Origin of the sequence: Desulfomonile tiedjei DSM 6799 (assembly GCF_000266945.1) — a bacterium.
Taxonomy (GTDB): Bacteria; Desulfobacterota; Desulfomonilia; order Desulfomonilales; family Desulfomonilaceae; genus Desulfomonile; species Desulfomonile tiedjei.
In genome coordinates this window covers 2,896,886-2,913,233 of the sequence record NC_018025.1, presented here as the reverse complement: position 1 = coordinate 2,913,233, position 16,348 = coordinate 2,896,886, and the positions used below count along the sequence as shown (strand labels likewise).

Annotated in this window: 18 protein-coding genes; 8 read left to right on the top strand and 10 right to left on the bottom strand. The window is 48.8% G+C overall.

Annotated features, from left to right (window positions below; genetic code table 11):
- Positions 1 to 79: 79 nt before the first annotated feature.
- A complete protein-coding gene (locus tag DESTI_RS31595; RefSeq protein ID WP_272913403.1) occupies positions 80 to 214 on the bottom strand; it encodes a hypothetical protein in 135 nt (44 codons plus the stop codon).
- 1,326 nt (positions 215 to 1,540) lie between these two features.
- On the opposite strand from DESTI_RS31595, the gene DESTI_RS12255 reads away from it, so the two are divergent.
- Both DESTI_RS12255 and DESTI_RS12250 read left to right on the top strand, forming a co-directional pair.
- Positions 1,541 to 2,485 carry a trypsin-like serine peptidase gene (locus DESTI_RS12255; protein WP_014810280.1) on the top strand — a complete coding sequence of 315 codons (945 nt, stop codon included), beginning with the start codon at positions 1,541 to 1,543 and terminating at the stop codon, positions 2,483 to 2,485.
- Between the two features lie 96 nt (positions 2,486 to 2,581).
- Positions 2,582 to 2,989 carry a hypothetical protein gene (locus tag DESTI_RS12250; RefSeq protein WP_014810279.1) on the top strand — a complete coding sequence of 136 codons (408 nt, stop codon included), beginning with the start codon at positions 2,582 to 2,584 and terminating at the stop codon, positions 2,987 to 2,989.
- Between the two features lie 272 nt (positions 2,990 to 3,261).
- Here the strand turns inward: DESTI_RS12250 and DESTI_RS12245 are convergent, their stop codons facing one another.
- Positions 3,262 to 4,434 (bottom strand): acyl-CoA dehydrogenase family protein, encoded by a 1,173-nt coding sequence (locus tag DESTI_RS12245; protein WP_014810278.1) that lies wholly within the window; start codon positions 4,432 to 4,434, stop codon positions 3,262 to 3,264.
- A gap of 99 nt (positions 4,435 to 4,533) precedes the next feature.
- Positions 4,534 to 5,385: a 3-hydroxybutyryl-CoA dehydrogenase gene (locus tag DESTI_RS12240; protein WP_041287068.1), complete on the bottom strand. Its 852-nt coding sequence runs from the start codon at positions 5,383 to 5,385 to the stop codon at positions 4,534 to 4,536.
- 410 nt (positions 5,386 to 5,795) lie between these two features.
- Between DESTI_RS12240 and DESTI_RS12235 the strand changes: the two genes are divergently transcribed.
- Both DESTI_RS12235 and DESTI_RS12230 read left to right on the top strand, forming a co-directional pair.
- Positions 5,796 to 6,950: a thiolase domain-containing protein gene (locus tag DESTI_RS12235; protein WP_014810276.1), complete on the top strand. Its 1,155-nt coding sequence runs from the start codon at positions 5,796 to 5,798 to the stop codon at positions 6,948 to 6,950.
- Between the two features lie 37 nt (positions 6,951 to 6,987).
- The gene (locus DESTI_RS12230; RefSeq protein ID WP_014810275.1) at positions 6,988 to 7,401 is read left to right on the top strand and encodes a Zn-ribbon domain-containing OB-fold protein; all 414 of its coding nucleotides are present in this window, start codon (positions 6,988 to 6,990) and stop codon (positions 7,399 to 7,401) included.
- Positions 7,402 to 7,444: 43 nt separating this feature from the next.
- Here the strand turns inward: DESTI_RS12230 and DESTI_RS30740 are convergent, their stop codons facing one another.
- Positions 7,445 to 7,606 carry a hypothetical protein gene (locus DESTI_RS30740; RefSeq protein ID WP_014810274.1) on the bottom strand — a complete coding sequence of 54 codons (162 nt, stop codon included), beginning with the start codon at positions 7,604 to 7,606 and terminating at the stop codon, positions 7,445 to 7,447.
- 134 nt (positions 7,607 to 7,740) lie between these two features.
- Between DESTI_RS30740 and DESTI_RS12225 the strand changes: the two genes are divergently transcribed.
- Together DESTI_RS12225 and DESTI_RS12220 are read left to right on the top strand one after the other, a co-directional pair.
- The gene (locus DESTI_RS12225) at positions 7,741 to 8,244 is read left to right on the top strand and encodes a hypothetical protein (RefSeq protein ID WP_014810273.1); all 504 of its coding nucleotides are present in this window, start codon (positions 7,741 to 7,743) and stop codon (positions 8,242 to 8,244) included.
- A 552-nt stretch (positions 8,245 to 8,796) separates the two neighbouring features.
- On the top strand, positions 8,797 to 10,236 hold the full coding sequence (locus tag DESTI_RS12220) for an IS1182 family transposase (RefSeq protein ID WP_014808019.1): 1,440 nt from the start codon (positions 8,797 to 8,799) through the stop codon (positions 10,234 to 10,236).
- 354 nt (positions 10,237 to 10,590) lie between these two features.
- Here DESTI_RS12220 and larB read toward each other — a convergent pair whose 3' ends face one another.
- Complete coding sequence (gene larB, locus DESTI_RS12215; RefSeq protein ID WP_014810272.1) at positions 10,591 to 11,346, bottom strand: nickel pincer cofactor biosynthesis protein LarB; 756 nt, start codon at positions 11,344 to 11,346, stop codon at positions 10,591 to 10,593.
- Positions 11,347 to 11,634: 288 nt separating this feature from the next.
- Positions 11,635 to 12,084 carry a CBS domain-containing protein gene (locus DESTI_RS12210; RefSeq protein WP_014810271.1) on the bottom strand — a complete coding sequence of 150 codons (450 nt, stop codon included), beginning with the start codon at positions 12,082 to 12,084 and terminating at the stop codon, positions 11,635 to 11,637.
- Positions 12,085 to 12,178: 94 nt separating this feature from the next.
- Here DESTI_RS12210 and DESTI_RS12205 point away from each other — a divergent pair, with 94 nt between their 5' ends.
- Positions 12,179 to 12,598 carry a secondary thiamine-phosphate synthase enzyme YjbQ gene (locus DESTI_RS12205; RefSeq protein ID WP_014810270.1) on the top strand — a complete coding sequence of 140 codons (420 nt, stop codon included), beginning with the start codon at positions 12,179 to 12,181 and terminating at the stop codon, positions 12,596 to 12,598.
- Positions 12,599 to 13,025: 427 nt separating this feature from the next.
- On the opposite strand, the gene DESTI_RS12200 is transcribed toward DESTI_RS12205, so the two are convergent.
- Positions 13,026 to 13,688: an endonuclease III domain-containing protein gene (locus tag DESTI_RS12200; RefSeq protein WP_041286174.1), complete on the bottom strand. Its 663-nt coding sequence runs from the start codon at positions 13,686 to 13,688 to the stop codon at positions 13,026 to 13,028.
- A gap of 91 nt (positions 13,689 to 13,779) precedes the next feature.
- A complete protein-coding gene (locus DESTI_RS12195) occupies positions 13,780 to 14,313 on the bottom strand; it encodes a bifunctional nuclease family protein (RefSeq protein ID WP_014810268.1) in 534 nt (177 codons plus the stop codon).
- A gap of 328 nt (positions 14,314 to 14,641) precedes the next feature.
- Between DESTI_RS12195 and DESTI_RS12190 the strand changes: the two genes are divergently transcribed.
- Positions 14,642 to 14,857: an ATP-binding protein gene (locus DESTI_RS12190; protein WP_014810267.1), complete on the top strand. Its 216-nt coding sequence runs from the start codon at positions 14,642 to 14,644 to the stop codon at positions 14,855 to 14,857.
- 39 nt (positions 14,858 to 14,896) lie between these two features.
- Here DESTI_RS12190 and DESTI_RS12185 read toward each other — a convergent pair whose 3' ends face one another.
- Together DESTI_RS12185 and DESTI_RS12180 are read right to left on the bottom strand one after the other, a co-directional pair.
- Positions 14,897 to 15,667, bottom strand: a complete 771-nt coding sequence (locus tag DESTI_RS12185) for a segregation and condensation protein A (protein WP_014810266.1) — start codon at positions 15,665 to 15,667, stop codon at positions 14,897 to 14,899.
- A 4-nt stretch (positions 15,668 to 15,671) separates the two neighbouring features.
- Complete coding sequence (locus DESTI_RS12180; protein ID WP_014810265.1) at positions 15,672 to 16,328, bottom strand: site-2 protease family protein; 657 nt, start codon at positions 16,326 to 16,328, stop codon at positions 15,672 to 15,674.
- Positions 16,329 to 16,348 lie beyond the last annotated feature (20 nt).

The following is a 16,348-nucleotide window of genomic DNA, read 5'->3' as shown; positions in this document are numbered from 1 at the left end:
AACAGAGAAGCGATTATGTACGCCTCTCTGTTTGTCGCAGCGTCAAACTAAGTGCCCGTACAAGCGAGCAATCCAAATATCATCCAAAACACAGCATTTCCAGGGCGAAGTATCCGCACCATTCCGAATCGTCAGCATCAAGAATTGCTTTGAATTCGCACTCAAATTTTCCGTCTGCGAGTTTTTCTTTATCACGAACAATTTCATACGCCATCCTACCCCATTTTACAGCAACCGGTTTGTCACATGAACATGCCCCTTTGAGGGGCTAACAGGAATATGCCCCCGGCTTTGCCGGGGGTCATTTAACTGCAACCTAGACACCTTCTGCGGGGTATCCCTCCCTCAGAATTTCTTAGCGCACTTCATCATACAGTGCTTTTTCTTCTATTGGATAATACCCCATATAGCCAGAAGAGGTATCTGGTGTCCACACAGAGATAACCGCCGGAGTTCATACGCATTTACTGAGGTGGACACGTTTAAATTTGGACGGTGCTCACTATCGGGCTGGATGTGTCCTGCAAAAAAGTGACAGAAATGGGTGGAATCATCATTCATAAGGGAACTGATCTGTCTATCCACTCGATAGTTTGAGATACGCGCCAAACCGATCCTTTCTTTTATCCAATCAGTTTACTTCATTCCAAATTAGATAGTATTGCAAAGTATTCATCAGTGACTGTCTCAAATATGCGAGAGGCTAAAATTATACCACCAACAATACCCAATTTTAGAAATTGACTTCTAATTTCTTTATGCAAAAGTGTACGCTAAAATCTTGCTGCGAAGTCTAATTCCTGGCAGTGCGATGAATTTGATCACACTGCAAAAGGCTGTCTCCGATGCTCGATAATACCGCTGATCGGGCCAAGAAATTATGTTGGATGCTTCACTTGGTGGGGATATTCATCAGCCATGCCATACGATCAAATTATTTACAGCGCTGTCTCCAGAGCCCCAGATGTTAGCGGGTAATTTGTCTTTATACGTCCTGAAAAAGAAGGAGCAATAATCAAACTAAATGCCTTTTGGGATGGGGGAATATGAAGGGACAATTTAGGTCAGTACAGAACGAGGCAATCAGACTGAAGAAGCATCCGGTTGTGGATCGTGACAGTCTTGGGAAGCGGTTAAGCGTGAAACCCTTTCAATCATTGGGCGCTAAAGACGTACAGTATTGCGGTTGAGAAAACCTATTTGAACGAAAAGTTAAGGGCGAAGTGAGCGAATAAAGAGAAGTAGGAATCGAGAAAAATGGCGAATTGCTTCCGGAGGGTATACAGCGGAAGCAAAGAAAGTGGCTGAGAGCCAGATTATATTGGCAGGTATCGGATTAATGATGTGTCGGGGGAGGCGTTAGGGCGAGAGTAACTGGCCGATCTTTTTTAATGTCCAAAATCTGTTTGTCATCCGGTTCAAGCTTGTCATAACCACAGATTCTTTCAGGTCCTCGATTTTCTGTAAGATTTGCCGTTGTTAAGAAGTGTAATGATTAACGCAGACTGTCACAAAAAAGCTGTGGAAAGGAGTTTTTGCAATGAAAAGGTTAGTTCGTGAAATATTGGCTGAGCCGAGTATGATTAATGACATAATAAGAAGCCTCAGATCTGGAGAGCTAAAAGAGATATTTGGAAACAAAATTGAAGAGGTTTACGAGCTGCTGAAAAGAGGTGATTTTGATAAGGAATTGCCAGCAAATTTAACTTTGGAACAGATAGTACTTCTAGTAGGGAGGCCGGTTCTGAAAATACGACATGGCACGTATGAATTACCTCTGTCGTCAGAATGGAATTCCAAATTAGAGGCAAACCGTCCCACAATTGAAAAAGCCATCAGTTCTGTCGGAAGAATCGAACTTCGAGAACATCCGAGATATCAATGGCTAGGTACTGGTTGGTTTGTGGCGGAGAACATAATAGTGACAAATCGTCATATTGCCGAGGAGTTCTCGGTAAGAAATGGTGAGGACTTCGTTTTTCGCCGAAATTTTAGAAATCGTGAAATGAAGGCTTGGATAGATATGCGCGAAGAGTACAATCTTCCAGATCAAATTGAATTAGATATTTCCAAGATTTTGTATGTTTCTAATAATGACTACGATATCGCCTTGCTGCAAGTAGTAATTGACTCCGATGAAAAACTCACTCCAATAGAATTGGCCGATAAAGCACCCAAAAACGGAACAGATGTTGTTGTAATTGGATATCCTGCTAAGGACAGCAGAAGTGATTTTGAAGAAATGGAACGCATTTTTGGCAGTATTTATGATGTGAAACGCCTGGCTCCTGGAAAAATTTCTTTGTCTGATCAAGACTCAATTTTGAAGCATGATTGTTCAACATTAGGAGGAAACTCGGGATCAGTTGTTCTCGATATAAATAGTGGAAAAGCAGTCGGTTTGCATTTTGGAGGGATATATCTTGAGGGCAACTGGGCTGTTTCGAGTTCCAAGGTAGCGGAAATATTAAAGGAGTTTCTTTGACTAGAAGAATTCTTAGTTTTAAGAAATTCGGGGTCACTAAGAATTCGTGTCTTGCACGAATTAAGTCTAATCTTTTCTCTACGGGAGGTTTCTTAAATGGATTTTAGAAAAATGCTTCTGGAGACAATGGAAGAAAGACCTTTTCAGGCGTTCGGAAAACCGGAAGAACTCGACCAAGCTGTGTCGGAATTAGAATCTATGTTTCCTCCAGACGAGGTTTATGAGAGAGAATTAAAACAGCTTTTTGGAGGAGAAATCCCCTCCATAGGTGTTGAAAGCCCATTCGATCGATGGAAATGCGCTAGATGTGTTGCAATCAATATGGGATTGTCAGCGGCTATTACGGCTGCCTGTGTTGCCTTAGCACCATCAATAGCTTCGTCGGGGGCTGCGGCATCGTACATAGCAGCTAAATTTGGAATTACACCAACCGTTGCAGCGGCTGCAATTGGTGGATTAAAAGGAGCAGCGTTATCGAAGTTGCTTTGTGAGGGTGTTTGCTAGGCATTGAGTTAAGTAGTGTGCAAGGAAGGAAATAGAAAAATAAGGAAAAAAGATCAGGTTACATCCAAGTATGAGCGCTAAAACGACAAGGGTTATTAGCGATAAACAATTGAGACCACATTAGTCGTTTGCCGGTGAGCCAATAGCTCCTACAGCCGATTTACCAATATGTGCATCGCAGATATAACACTGCGATTCAGATTTTGAATTGCAGTAAGAATCGCAAAGTGAAGAAGTGGGGGGCAGTAAGGCCCCCCACATTGAAGATTTTTCTACAACGTCGATGCTATCACGATCCTCTGTATCTCGTTAGTGCCTTCGTAGATCTGGGTGATCTTGGCGTCCCGCATCATGCGTTCAACGGGGTATTCCGAGATGTAGCCGTATCCGCCGAGCACTTGTACGGCTTCAATGGTCGTGGCCATTGCGGTGTCGGAGCAGAATGCTTTTGACATAGAGGAATGGCGGATGATTTCGGCAGGAACTCGGGAGAGATCCTTTCCCACATGTGCCTGTAAGAGATCGCAGGTTTTGTACAAAAGCTGCCGGGCTGCTGTTATCTTCATGGCCATGTCGGCAAGCTTGAAGGCAATAGCCTGATGCCGAATGATCGGCTTCCCGAAGGTCTCCCGCTCTTTCGCGTACTGCGTGGCATACTCGAAGGCTCCGGCGGCGATACCAAGCGCCTGAGCTGCAACGGACGGGCGGGAGAAATCCAGCGTTTTCATCATGATGTGAAAACCTTCTCCTTCTTCCCCCAGTCGGTTTTCTACGGGCACTTCAACGTCCTCGAAAATCAACTCCCTGGTATCCGAACAGCGAATACCCAATTTGTGTTCTTTCTTGCCTACGGTGAAACCAGGCATCCCTTTTTCCATGATGAACACGCTGGCTCCCTTGTGAGAAGGCAAATCCGGATCGGTGATCGCGTAAACGGAATAGGTGTCGGCAACACCACCATTGGTAATGAAAGTCTTTGTGCCGTTAATGATGTACTTGTCCCCTTTGCGTACAGCACGAGTTCTCAGAGCGGCTACGTCCGACCCCCCTTTTGCCTCTGTAAGACCGAATGCAGCTAACGTTTCACCTGTGGACAGAGGTTTCAGGTATTTCTCTTTTTGCTCATGATTTCCGGCAAGAATGATGGGAAGACTCCCGAGTTCCTGGCAGGACGGGATCAAAGCCACGGAAGCGTCCACTTTCGCCAGTTCCTCAACGACGATGCAGTGGGCCAGCAGGCCTGCCTCCATGCCGTCGTATTTCTCGGGAAAATCGACGCCCATGAGGCCGTTTTCCTTCATAAGCTCCAGCATGTCGTACGGATATTCGCCTACCCTATCTCGTTCTTCGGCTCCAGCAGCTATCTTTTCTTTGGCAAGCCGCCGGACCATGTCCCGAAGCATCTGTTCTTCTTCTGTCAACCCGAACCTTTCCTTCTGCTGCATAGTTCCTCCAGTTAATATCCTTCTCGGGGAGAGCGGCATTCTTCCGGACTCGAAAGCCGCTGCAGTTTAGATATTTCTATCTCAATGACTGTCGTCCTTTTACGAACCGTAATCGTAGAAGCCTCGTCCTGATTTCCGGCCCAATCTGCCTGCCCTTACCATCTTCTTGAGCAATCCGGGCGGTCTGTACTTGGGATCGCCGAACTCTTCGTAGAGGTGCTGTTGCACATTAAGCAGTGTATCCAGTCCCACCAGATCTGCCAGAGCAAGCGGTCCCATGGGATGGTTCGCCCCCAGCTTCATGCCTTCATCGATTTCCGAAGCACTGGCAAGCCCTTCCTGAAGCACAAATATGGCCTCCGTGATCATGGGCACCAGGATACGATTCACGACAAATCCAGGAGCTTCCTGCACCTCAATGGCAGTCTTTCCCATCTTGTTGGAAAGCTCTTTAATCGCCGCTACCGTTTCGTTGCTTGTGGCTATTCCGCTAATCACTTCCACCAGTTTCATGACCGGCACCGGATTGAAAAAATGCATCCCGATGAATTTTTCCGGCCTGGTGGTGACTGCGGCCATTTCCGTAACACTCAATGCGGAAGTATTGCTGGCGAAGATCGCATGAGCCGGAGCATGCTGATCCAGCTCACTGTACACGTCTTTCTTGAGTGCCATTTTTTCAATGACGGCTTCGATTATGACGTCAACTCCGTTAGCTGCCTCGGCCAGAGACAGTACGCCATGTATCCTCCCTCGAATGGCGTCCGCATCTGGTTGGCTAAGTTTGCCCTTCTCGACGGTGCGCTTGAGGTTTTTCTCTATAGTGGATAGTCCTTTGTCCAGGAATCTGGTCTCCACATCCATAAGGGTAACGTCGAACCCACTTTGGGCCGCCACTTGAGCGATGCCTGCACCCATGAGCCCCGCGCCTATAACTCCGATTCTTTTGATTTCCATACTGATCTCCATTTCTTAATTGCAGCATGTATATGGACCCGTGCAAACCGCATGGCACATGCAGAGCACCGCACCGGATCCGGCAACTTGAAATCACACTTTTTTTTCGTGTTGGCGAAGGAAAAAACTGGTGAACCACACTAACCAATAAACAACATAAATATCAGAACAATGGGGCTAGGATCAAGGACTTCCGAAGTACGGTCCTTCTTGAGGAAAAAAAGAACTCCAGGTCGGGTCAGGAGTCCACTATTGTGAACTTCTGCAAACACTCTGGACGTATCAGATAAAATATTTACCACAAAAAAGGACCGCTTCACATTCATTGATCGGAAATTCGGTCTATGATATTATTTTGATCTCGACTCAGGAAAAGCATACAGTCTGCTGACAAGGAGGAATAGATGGCAAAAGTCGCGGTGATCGGCGTCGGACAAAGTGCATTTGTGAGGGCGTATCCGGGCTCCATTCGCGAATTGGCCTTCGAGGCTTACAAAGATGCAATGCGTGACGCAGGAATTAAACCGGAGCAGATTGATGCATCGGTTATATGTTCTGCACCCGAATACGATAAACAGCGAACACCCGCCGGCCTGATGGCCGAATATCTGGGATTGAATCCTCAACCCACGTTCTATGTCGAAAGCGTCTGCTCATCGAGCTCGAGCGGACTCAGAACAGCGTACGCGCTGGTTGCATCCGGGCTTCACGATGTGGTTATGGTTCTGGGTTTTCAGAAAATGTCGGAAATATCCTCTGCCGAATCTCAGGAGCGAATGGGTCGCGGTGCGGACATTCAGTGGGAAGCTCCTTTTGGAACCATGATGCCCGCGTATTATGCAATGTACGCGCGGGGACACTTTGAAAAGTACGGAACAACCGAAGAGGACCTCGGGCTCATTAGACTAAAATCATCTACGTACGGTGTCATTAACGAGAAAGCCGTGTTCAGAAAATCACTGACCCTCGAGAAAATCCTTGAACCCAAATATATCGCTACTCCCCTGAAAATGATGGATTGCTGTGCCAACGCGGACGGTTCTTCCTGTGTCATAGTGGCATCCGAGGAAAAAGCCAAGGACCTGTGCAGCAAACCCGTATGGATAAAGGGTTTGGGAATGGCCACAGCACCGATCAATATGGCCGGAAGGGATTCCTTCAGCGGACTGAAATGTGCTCAGCTCGCGGCCAAACGCGCCTATGAAATGGCTGGCATCAGCCCGTCGGACGTGAATGTTGCCGAGGTTCACGATTGTTTCACCATTGCCGAAATGATGGCATATGAAGATCTCGGGTTTGCTCGACAAGGTGAAGGGCCTCAACTGATCCGAAACAAAGAAACGTACAAAGAAGGAAAGATACCGGTTAACGTCGATGGGGGGCTGCTTTCCAAGGGACACCCCATTGGCGCAACGGGCGGATCGCAAATCAGGACAATCGTGCTCCAACTCAGAGATGAAGCTGGACCGATGCAGGTCCCCGGGGCAAAGATCGGGCTTGTTCACAATATTGGCGGCGTGGGAATTTACGGTAACGTGAGCATCTTCGGCGTAGAATGATCCAGATTCCCCCACGGCAAAAGGAGAGAAAGGAAAAATGGGATTCGAACAATTCGGAATTATAAGCTTCACCGGAGTGACCAAAGCGGAGCAATTCGTCGAGTTCCTCAAGAATAATGAACTGCGCGGAACCGTTTGCAAGAGCTGCGGCGCCAAGTTTTTTCCTCCGCGAAGCGATTGTGACAAATGCCTGTCGAATGACATGGATTGGTTTGGTATCTCCGGAGAGGGTACCCTTATCACCTTTACCAAAGCCATGTATGCACCCGCAGGTTTCGAAAAGGACGTCCCTTATCTTCTCGGTGTGGCAGAATTCGCAGACGGGATAAAAGTATTCGGCAGATTGGATAAATCACTCCCCGATGATGCGGTGAAAGCAGGAATGAAAGTCAAGCTTCAGGTGGTCAGTTTGGAAGGCGATCGTTTGAGCTATCAGCTTACCGCAGCATAAGCCTCTATCCCGGGAGGTCGATACGGCTCTCCCGGGAAATTCGTCACCATCCTAACAAGATTTCCGGAGAACTTCCCGCCCCCGCTGCCTCATTCACATGAACGCCGTATATTGTTCGTATTCTCTCCCGAACTCGCGGGATCCGAATTCCGGACAATGTGGCGATTCTTCGTAATTCCAGCTTGTATGCAGTCTCATCACTCATTTTTTGCCATTCCTGAAGTATTTGTCAAAGATTAGTCCCTTTTTTGCCATGAGAAAGATGCGTCTCGTCATGATCACCTTTCTATCGGTGGTTCTTGCCGGACATTCCCCTCAAAGGCATGTTATACTAAAAGCATGTGGTACATCGTCATTCGTGAACTTATAATTCTCATTCTTTCCTTGTCATTATTTCCCGTCGCGGTTCTGCTGGTGCTCTTGCATGGGGAAGCTGTGGACACCGGATTGATATTCGTGTTCCGCTATATTGTGTCCGGGGGCGGTCCCATGGGCTCCATATGGGGCATGCTCTTCAAAGTAGTCTCACCTTACATTGCGGTCCAGGCGATTCGTGCCTTTCTCTGGTCCCAGAAGAGTATCGAGGGGAGAAAATGGGCATATCTTTATTTTTGCGGACTCCTGGCGTTGCTCAGCGGATGGTTCTTCTATCAGGCTTGGGACCTGTTTCACTTCATGTACGCGTTGGGAGATATCCCCGGTGAACTCGAACAGTTCGTCCAACTGGAGGGTGAAAACCTTGTCGGATCTGTTCTCTCGGGGGCATTGAGCATCTATTGTTTTATGGTGTTTCTGAATCCTGCCCGAAAATCTCCCAGAAGCATCCGAAAACAGCAGCAATAGCTTTGTTGCTTTGTTACTAGGACTCAGTCGCATCTGTTCAGTTGCGCGGGGAGGAGCTTTCTACAGCCCCATAGGGGCTGCCCAACAGTAGCCGTGGGTGCAAGAGACTGTCTCAGAAGTCGAAATTTGTCCCAGATCGTGGCACGAAATTCTCATCATCTTCACGGCCTGATTGTAGGGGCGCCCCTTGTGGGTGCCCGGTAGTGACCGGCCTCCGTGCCGGTCATTGCGGGAGGGCAGGCACGAGACCTGCCCCTACAAGGATGATGAATCGTGGCACGATGTGTTGTGCATTCAAGATTTTTGAGCCAGTTTCGCAAACCCACGGAAGCGGAACGGCAAATCCTTTGTCTTCATGACCCTGAAAGGGTCCACCAATGACATTTGGGAATCATTGTCTGGTCGGTCGACCCTTTCAGGGGCGTTGAACCATGCTTATGGGCATGGCGCTGTCCACGGGTTGACGAAACTGTCTCAAAACTCCATTTTGGGCTCGCGATTTGCCAAGAGATGTACTAGAAAGGAGAGGAATTCAACAACCACGAGGCTGTCATGGGCAAACAGATCCGGGCCGATTACGAACAGATCTTGATGTTTCCGCCGTCAGTGGAAGACTGGGTGGCTAAGGATCACCCGGCGCGCTTTATCCGAGATTTCGTGGATTCCTTGGATCTGTCCGAGTTGGGAATCGAGGTTCCCGACAGCGATACAGGACGTCCTCCGTATGCGCCAGATCTTCTGTTGAAGGTGTGGCTTTTCGGATACTTCAATCGGATCAGGAGTACCCGTAAGCTTGAAAAGGGTTGCCTTGAGAATATGGGGCTGATTTGGCTGACGGGGATGAATGCTCCGGATCATAATTCCTTATGGCGATTCTTCAAGGCGAACAAGAAATCATTGAGGCATCTGTTCAGACAGTCGATTCGTGTTGCTCTGAAGGCCGATCTGATCGGTCTAGCTCTTCATGCCGTGGACGGGACCAAGATCCAAGCCGTCTCATCCAACGACAAGGCTCGGGGTCGTGAGCACCTGGAGAGGTTTCTGGAAAGTGTTTCGGAGAGATTGGACCGCACGATTGCCGATGCGATGACTGAGATAGAGAGAGCCGAGCGGGAAGAGACCGGTGAGTATCGCCTTCCGCAGTCCATGCAAGACGGATTGAAACGGAAACAGCGGATACAAGAGGCTCTGAAGGAGTTGGATGAATCGGACAAGAAGTCAGTTCACCCTTCGGAACCGGAAGCTCGCTTTATGAAGAATCGCCGGACCAAAGACTTGTCGTACAACGCTCAGGCGGTTGCCGACCAAAAGAGCGGCCTTATCGTGGCCGCAGATGTGGTCACGGATGGGGCCGACAACGGGCAATTGGTCCCCATGCTCGACAAGGTGAAAGAGAATCTGGGCGCTGTGGCAGAGGAAAATGTGGCGGACGGGGGATATTTTTCCTCAGGGCAGATAGGTCTGGCCCATGAGCGAGAATACGGCATTCTTATCGGGAAATCGTCAGGGGAAATTGTTTCCGAGAGAGGTGCGGATGAGGATCTCTATCACCGATCCCGGTTCGTCTTTGATCAGGAGCGTGATTGCTTCATATGCCCTGAAGGGCGCTTGTTGCCTTTTCATCAGCGGAAAATTAACGGCAAGAACCACAATGAGGTTCGCAGGTATCACTGCAAGGATTTTCTAACGTGTCCCAATCGCTGGAAATGCTCCAAGAGCAAGAACGGACGCCTCATAGACCTCAGCGTTTACGAGGCGGCCCTAGAACGACACCGCAGCAAGAGGGAAAAACCAGAGAACAAAGAGCGCCTGAAGACTCGAAAGAAGATTATCGAGCCACCGTTTGCCTGGATCAAGAGCGCATTAAGCTTTCGGCGATGGACCGTGGCCGGAATCGACAACGTAAAGGCCCAGTGGGACCTTATTTGCACGACCATAAATCTCAGGAAGCTCTACCACCATTGGGTATCCGGCGAGGTGGCATTCACGTAAGCAGCCGGAGGGAGACCATGACCTTATAACGGACAGTACACTCGGATCGAACCTCGCCTGATCTTCACTTGACGGGACTGCTTTTTTCCCAGAAGCAGGTCCTCCCGTCCGGCTTGCGTGATTCGCCGCAGTGCGCAGGTTTTGAGACGCTTTCTGACACCCGTGGCTAGTATTGGGCCGCCCTTCCAGGGCGCAGAATTCTTAGTGCCAGCTCATAACTGAACATCCATGGCCGAAGCGGCCACAACCATCAATGAAAAGAGTAACTTACTGCCCGAGGGGATATTATATAAACTCAACTACATAAACGACTGATATCCATAGACCTCCTTATCTACATACAAATGGTTGCACTCATTCCGCTATCCTGTTCATCAACGTCGCTGCATAGGCTGCTCCGAATCCATTGTCGATGTTGACCACTACGATTCCCGGCGCGCAGGAGTTCAGCATCGCAAGCAGCGCGGTTATTCCGCCGAAGGCTGCACCATATCCGACAGAGGTAGGTACGGCTATGACCGGCCGATCGACCAATCCTCCGATTACACTCGGTAAGGCACCTTCCATGCCTGCAACAGCGATGACCACGGCAGCATCCCTGAGTCTTCGATTATTCGTCAAGAGCCGGTGAATACCCGCCACACCAACATCGTACAGCGTCCCTACACTGTTCCCCATCGATACAGCAGTTACTTTGGCCTCCTCGGCAACGCTCAAATCCGAACTTCCGGCAGCCACCACCAAAATCTCGCCTTTTCCCCTGTTCCTCATTTCGCCTCGGGTGAAAAGAAGTGTTCCGGCCAGAGAGTTGTAGTCAAGCTCGGGAATTTCCTTGAGAATTGCCGCTGCTTTTTCTTCGTCAACTCTCGTGATGAGGACAACGTCCTGCCTGGACATCAGACTCGTCGCAATACCGACGATCTGCTGAGCTGTCTTACCTTGTCCGAAAATAACCTCCGGGAAACCGAGTCTCACGGCTCGATGATGATCGATTGCTGCAAAACCCAGATCCTCTGTTTGGAGATCTTGAAATATTCTGCAGGCTTCTTCACAGGGGAGCAATCCGTCACGGACATCTTCCATTATCTTCTTCAGTCGATCACGATCCAATTGCTTGCCTCTCGAAATTCGCGGGAATTTGAACCCTGTTGAGGAATATGGCAGCGAAGGGAAAGAAAACGTACAAAGGAAAGCCCCGGAAAGGAGGATGAGAACCGGGGCTTCGCATGGGGAAAAGGTATGTTTGGCAGCGGGCTACGCCTCCCGCTGTGTGAGATCGCTTAAACCATGATTCCAGATAGTTGTCAATATATTTTAAAGCATATTCTAAAAAATATCCTAAATACCAAAACAATCTATTTAAAAAAATAACGTATATATTTAATTTAATTGATGTTATCACGCGAGTCCCCTTATTACGTCCACCTTCCCCAATACCCCCACCAGTCTGTCTGCATCATCGCAAACCGGTATCGTATAGTACTTTTTTTCGCTCATGAGCTTTGCCGCTTCGGATACGTCCGATTCAGGAGATACGCAAACAGCGGGCCTGGAGTAGATTTCTTCAACCTTGGTTGCGGTGATTCTTTTGAACTCTTTCTGCAGTCTCCACGGATTTTCCAGGGGGATGAAGGAATCCAGGATCACGAAGACGGTAGGAATATGCAGAGGTCTGCCCTGCTCGATGAGGTCGGATTCACATACTACTCCGAGGACCGTTCCATCTTCATCTACCACCGGGACGCCGTTGATGCGCTTTTCTGCAAGTATTCTCGCCAGTTCACGGATGGGAGTGTCCGGAGTGACGGTGATGACTTCACGGGTCATGATATCTGCAATCTTAGCCATATTGCTCCTCCTGCATTCGTGTGCACGTTGCGCAGGGTTGTTCCGCGCTCTGAAAATAGGATAATACAAGCATCCTATACTAACGGAGGATTCCATGAAAAGCTATCGCAAGGAACTTTGGTTCAATATTCCTAAGAGAAGAGGATTTATAAACATTACGCCCCAGGTGGAAGGCGCGCTCCATGACAGTGGGGTGAGGGAAGGTCTGGTCCTTGTGAATGCTATGCACATAACTGCATCGGTGTTTATCAATGATGATGAATCCGGTCTGCATCAGGATTATGACCGATGGTTGGAAGAATTGGCGCCCCATGCACCTGTGAGCAAGTACCTTCATAACCGGACCGGAGAAGACAATGGCGACGCGCACCTGAAAAGACAGATTATGGGAAGAGAAGTTGTTGTCGCGATCACTGAAGGAAAGCTCGATTTCGGCCCCTGGGAGCAGATCTTTTACGGTGAGTTTGATGGAGGTCGGCGGAAACGAGTGTTGGTGAAAATCATTGGAGAATAAGAATGCCGCAGGTCGTAAGAATGACAGATTAACAAGAGATTGGGAAATCAGGCAAAAAATAAGAATCCGGCGTAGGATGTGATGACCAAAGCGAACCGCATCCTTTTGCCAAGATGCCTGAATGACTGTCATTGCGAGCGAAGCGAAGCAATCGCCTGAAATTAAGCACCTGAGTCCCAGGCGATTGCCACGTCGCTGCGCTCCTCGCAATGACAAGGATTAAGTTAGTTGCTGAATGGTGGATTCCTCGCTGTTCGCGGGCGTTTTCCATCAACGTGGGTCGGCAGAGACGCCGACCCCCACCAGGAAAGCTGGGAGTGGATGCTCTTATCTTAAGGCTTATGAGCAGGTGGGGCCCCATTGTCTGTACCGTGGTCCTCATTGGGAGATTGCTTCGCTGCGCCACTCGCGCCCCCTTATTCCGTTTCTAGCCGATCACGGGATTTCCGTTGGGCAAAGAAGATTCCAGCGGGCAGAAGTGACATAAAGGCACCTTCTTGCAGTAATGGTGGCCCAGCGCCACAAATTGCGCGTGGAAGTCATTGTACAGTTCAACATCCACCGGCAGATTTTCATGGAAGAGCTCCTGCATGACATCGTAATTTGCAGAATAAGGTACGATTCCGTGTCGTTTCATTACTCTCCCCGTGTATGCATCAATGACGAAGATCGGCTTATGTGCAGCGTAAAGAATCATGCTATCTGCAGTCTCTTTTCCGATACCCTTGATACTCAGGAGATTTGTTCGCAAGACCTGAACATCGTCAGAAAACAGCGAATCCAGGCTGCCGGAATGGCGTTCCACAAGATAATTGATGAAATTCCTGAGTCGTACTGCCTTTATGTTGTAGTAACCGGCCGGTCTTATCCATGCAGCTAATTGCTCGTGAGACGAATGATAAATCGCCAATGGATCCAACGCAGAGGCCTCTTTCAGGTTTGCTATGGCCTTAGCCACATTTGCCCAAGCAGTATTCTGCGTAAGAATCGCTCCAACGCATACTTCAAAAGGAGAACCGGCAGGCCACCAGTTCCTTTTCCCGAAAACAGCGACCAATTGTCGGTACATACTCAAGAGCAGTTTTTTCATGCGATCGCGATTCATGGGAATTACAGACAAAAGATAAAAAAAACCGGAGATTATCCCCGGTTCTGTTGGCAACTGAGATTGTAAACAGACGTCAAGCGTTCCCCAGATCGTCAGGGTTGATTCTCTCGAGGATTTTAGTCAGTTCCTCGTCAGTTTGCTCAATGTCTTCCTGGGTGAAGATGATCTTGTGCTTGGGGGCCTCTTCTTGCTCAGCCTGTGTCATTCCTTCGATCACTTTTTCACTAACGAATATGGGAACTCCCATCCATGTTGCCAGAACCAGTGAATCGGACGGTCGAGCATCAACCGTAACCAATTTGGATTCAGCGTTCTTTAAATAGATGGTAGCGTAATACGTATGATCCCGGAGATCGTCTATTTCTATGTGCTCGATTCGGGTGCCGGTCTTGTCTATTATAGATCTCAAGAGTTCATGCGTGAGCGGGCGCTGATAGACTTCCTTGTTAATTGCTCTTTGCAGTGCCATGGCTTCGACCGGCCCAATCCAGATATACAACTCTCGGTCTCCGTTTTTTTCTTTGAGAACTACAACGGGTTGCATATTACGTGTGTCCGAGGCGATTCCTGTGATTGACATCTCTTTAAAATTCTTTTCATTTTTCATATTTACCTTCAATCTTGGGGAAAGTAGAACGATTACGCCTCATGTCTGTGCCTTCATCAAAAGGTAACATCGTGAATCTTCTTTTGTCAATGAGTTGCGGGAACGGTTCGCTCCGCAGAGTGGGTTAGAAGCTCGATCAAGATGAAAAAAGCTTCCGTACGATTGTTACTTAGAATTTAGCATTTGCGCGGCAGGTTGTTCATTGACTTGGTACTTCTTTGATGTAGAATTACAGGTCACGACCAATGAGGCTCTGAGCCGGACAAATTCCCTGGCATCAGCGGTAGGTACCTGGGACTGACATCACACGTCCCGGAGAAGAAGCCTCATGCATACCAAGAATCAGAGGTGGAATTGGATGTTTGTTCCCGAGATAGCTGAAGGAAAGTGTAAGCAGTGTGGTGAATGTGTGGATATCTGTCCGGCTGACGTTTTGGTGGTGGACAACAATGAAACCGTAGTAGCCAATCCTGCAGATTGTCTGGGTTGCGAATCGTGCGTATCAGTCTGCCCTGAAGAGGCAATAACAGTCAAAGAAGTCTGATTTGTTTCCGTGCCGATCGTTTAGAGGTCGGCACGGTCATCATTCAGCCGAATCGATTGTTTCCGCCGCATCTCCTGCTGTTTTCGCCTCCTCACCTTCCCTTCTGGAAATCAGAATAGTCCCGTATGGAACCTCCTGATAGATTCGCACGAGCTGCAGCTTTACGATTTCGAGAAGCGCGAGGAAAGTGGTCAGCACGTTTCGTCGAGATTCGTCCTTATCGAAAAGAGACTGAAACGTGATCCAGGGCCGGGAACCGAGCCGATCCAATATTTCGATAATTTTGTCCTTCACGAGAAGCGTTTCCGGCTGCAATTCCATGAGATCGCGCCTGGGGGTACGTTCCAAAACGTCCCGGAGCGCTGACAGGAGATCCGATAACCGAACTTCAAGCGGTTGATGCGACTTGGGAATTTCCTCGGAGTCTTCAGCGGATTCCCGTGCAAATACGTCGCTTTCCAGTTGAGGCATGGTGCCGAGCATTTCAGCAACTTCCTTGTACCGCTTGTATTCCAGCAGGTGAGCTACCAGCTCGTCTCTCGGATCTGCAATCTGTTCTGAGCCTTCTTCTTCGGATTCATCGGCAGGCAGAAGCATTTGGGATTTGATATGGGTGAGATACGCCGCCATGATGAGGTATTCTCCCGCAACATCCAGGTTGAGCGATTTCATCAGCTCAATGGTTTCCAGGTACTGTTGGGTAATCAAGGCGATGGGAATATCGGTAATGCTGACTTCATTCTTGTGAATCAGATGGAGAAGCAAGTCCAGGGGACCTTCAAAAACCTCCAGCTTGATTTCATAGGACATGCGATCAGCTCAAGCCTGGTAATAGGAAGCTCACAATCAGACGGATGGGAGGAATGATAATGTAGTCCAGGACTCTCGTGAAGATGAGTATCATGAGGATTATGAAACCGTAAGGCTCCAGTTTAGAAAACTGATACGCCTGTTGCGCAGGAAGCACCCCTTCCAGAATCTTGGCCCCGTCCAGTGGCGGCACAGGAAGAAGGTTAAATATTCCCAAACCCACATTGATCAGAATTCCCTTTTGAAGAATGCCAACCAGCGGTATCAGAATGTACGCGGCAGATGGTCCGACCTGCCCACCCGTGCCCAAGATCATAGCATACAGAACAAGCGACAAAGCGATTGCGGTCACAAGATTTGCAGCGGGACCGCCCAGGCTGATCCAGAGCATATCTCTTCGCGGATGGCGCAAATATCTGGGGTCGACGGGCACGGGTTTTGCCCAGCCGATCATTCCCGTGAGCACGAGCACGATTGTCCCAAAGAGATCAAGGTGACTGATCGGGTTGAACGTCAATCTGCCCATCGCTTTCGCGGTGGGGTCTCCCAATCTGTACGCCACATATCCGTGGGTAAACTCGTGGACCGTAACCGCCAGGAGAAAACCCGGAGCAAGAAGAGCCAGCCTCTGAAGCCATCTAAAAATATCTGTGATGTCCATGTATGCTATCCGAAAGCCCT

Bases quoted from the DNA above. Each gene is read 5' to 3' on its own strand.
- DESTI_RS31595 (WP_272913403.1), bottom strand. From the start codon at position 214: ATGGCGTATGAAATTGTTCGTGATAAAGAAAAACTCGCAGACGGAAAA.
- DESTI_RS12255 (WP_014810280.1), top strand. From the start codon at position 1,541: ATGAAAAGGTTAGTTCGTGAAATATTGGCTGAGCCGAGTATGATTAAT.
- DESTI_RS12250 (WP_014810279.1), top strand. From the start codon at position 2,582: ATGGATTTTAGAAAAATGCTTCTGGAGACAATGGAAGAAAGACCTTTT.
- DESTI_RS12245 (WP_014810278.1), bottom strand. From the start codon at position 4,434: ATGCAGCAGAAGGAAAGGTTCGGGTTGACAGAAGAAGAACAGATGCTT.
- DESTI_RS12235 (WP_014810276.1), top strand. From the start codon at position 5,796: ATGGCAAAAGTCGCGGTGATCGGCGTCGGACAAAGTGCATTTGTGAGG.
- DESTI_RS12230 (WP_014810275.1), top strand. From the start codon at position 6,988: ATGGGATTCGAACAATTCGGAATTATAAGCTTCACCGGAGTGACCAAA.
- DESTI_RS30740 (WP_014810274.1), bottom strand. From the start codon at position 7,606: ATGAGTGATGAGACTGCATACAAGCTGGAATTACGAAGAATCGCCACA.
- DESTI_RS12225 (WP_014810273.1), top strand. From the start codon at position 7,741: ATGTGGTACATCGTCATTCGTGAACTTATAATTCTCATTCTTTCCTTG.
- DESTI_RS12220 (WP_014808019.1), top strand. From the start codon at position 8,797: ATGGGCAAACAGATCCGGGCCGATTACGAACAGATCTTGATGTTTCCG.
- DESTI_RS12210 (WP_014810271.1), bottom strand. From the start codon at position 12,084: ATGGCTAAGATTGCAGATATCATGACCCGTGAAGTCATCACCGTCACT.
- DESTI_RS12205 (WP_014810270.1), top strand. From the start codon at position 12,179: ATGAAAAGCTATCGCAAGGAACTTTGGTTCAATATTCCTAAGAGAAGA.
- DESTI_RS12200 (WP_041286174.1), bottom strand. From the start codon at position 13,688: ATGAAAAAACTGCTCTTGAGTATGTACCGACAATTGGTCGCTGTTTTC.
- DESTI_RS12195 (WP_014810268.1), bottom strand. From the start codon at position 14,313: ATGAAAAATGAAAAGAATTTTAAAGAGATGTCAATCACAGGAATCGCC.
- DESTI_RS12190 (WP_014810267.1), top strand. From the start codon at position 14,642: ATGCATACCAAGAATCAGAGGTGGAATTGGATGTTTGTTCCCGAGATA.
- DESTI_RS12185 (WP_014810266.1), bottom strand. From the start codon at position 15,667: ATGTCCTATGAAATCAAGCTGGAGGTTTTTGAAGGTCCCCTGGACTTG.
- DESTI_RS12180 (WP_014810265.1), bottom strand. From the start codon at position 16,328: ATGGACATCACAGATATTTTTAGATGGCTTCAGAGGCTGGCTCTTCTT.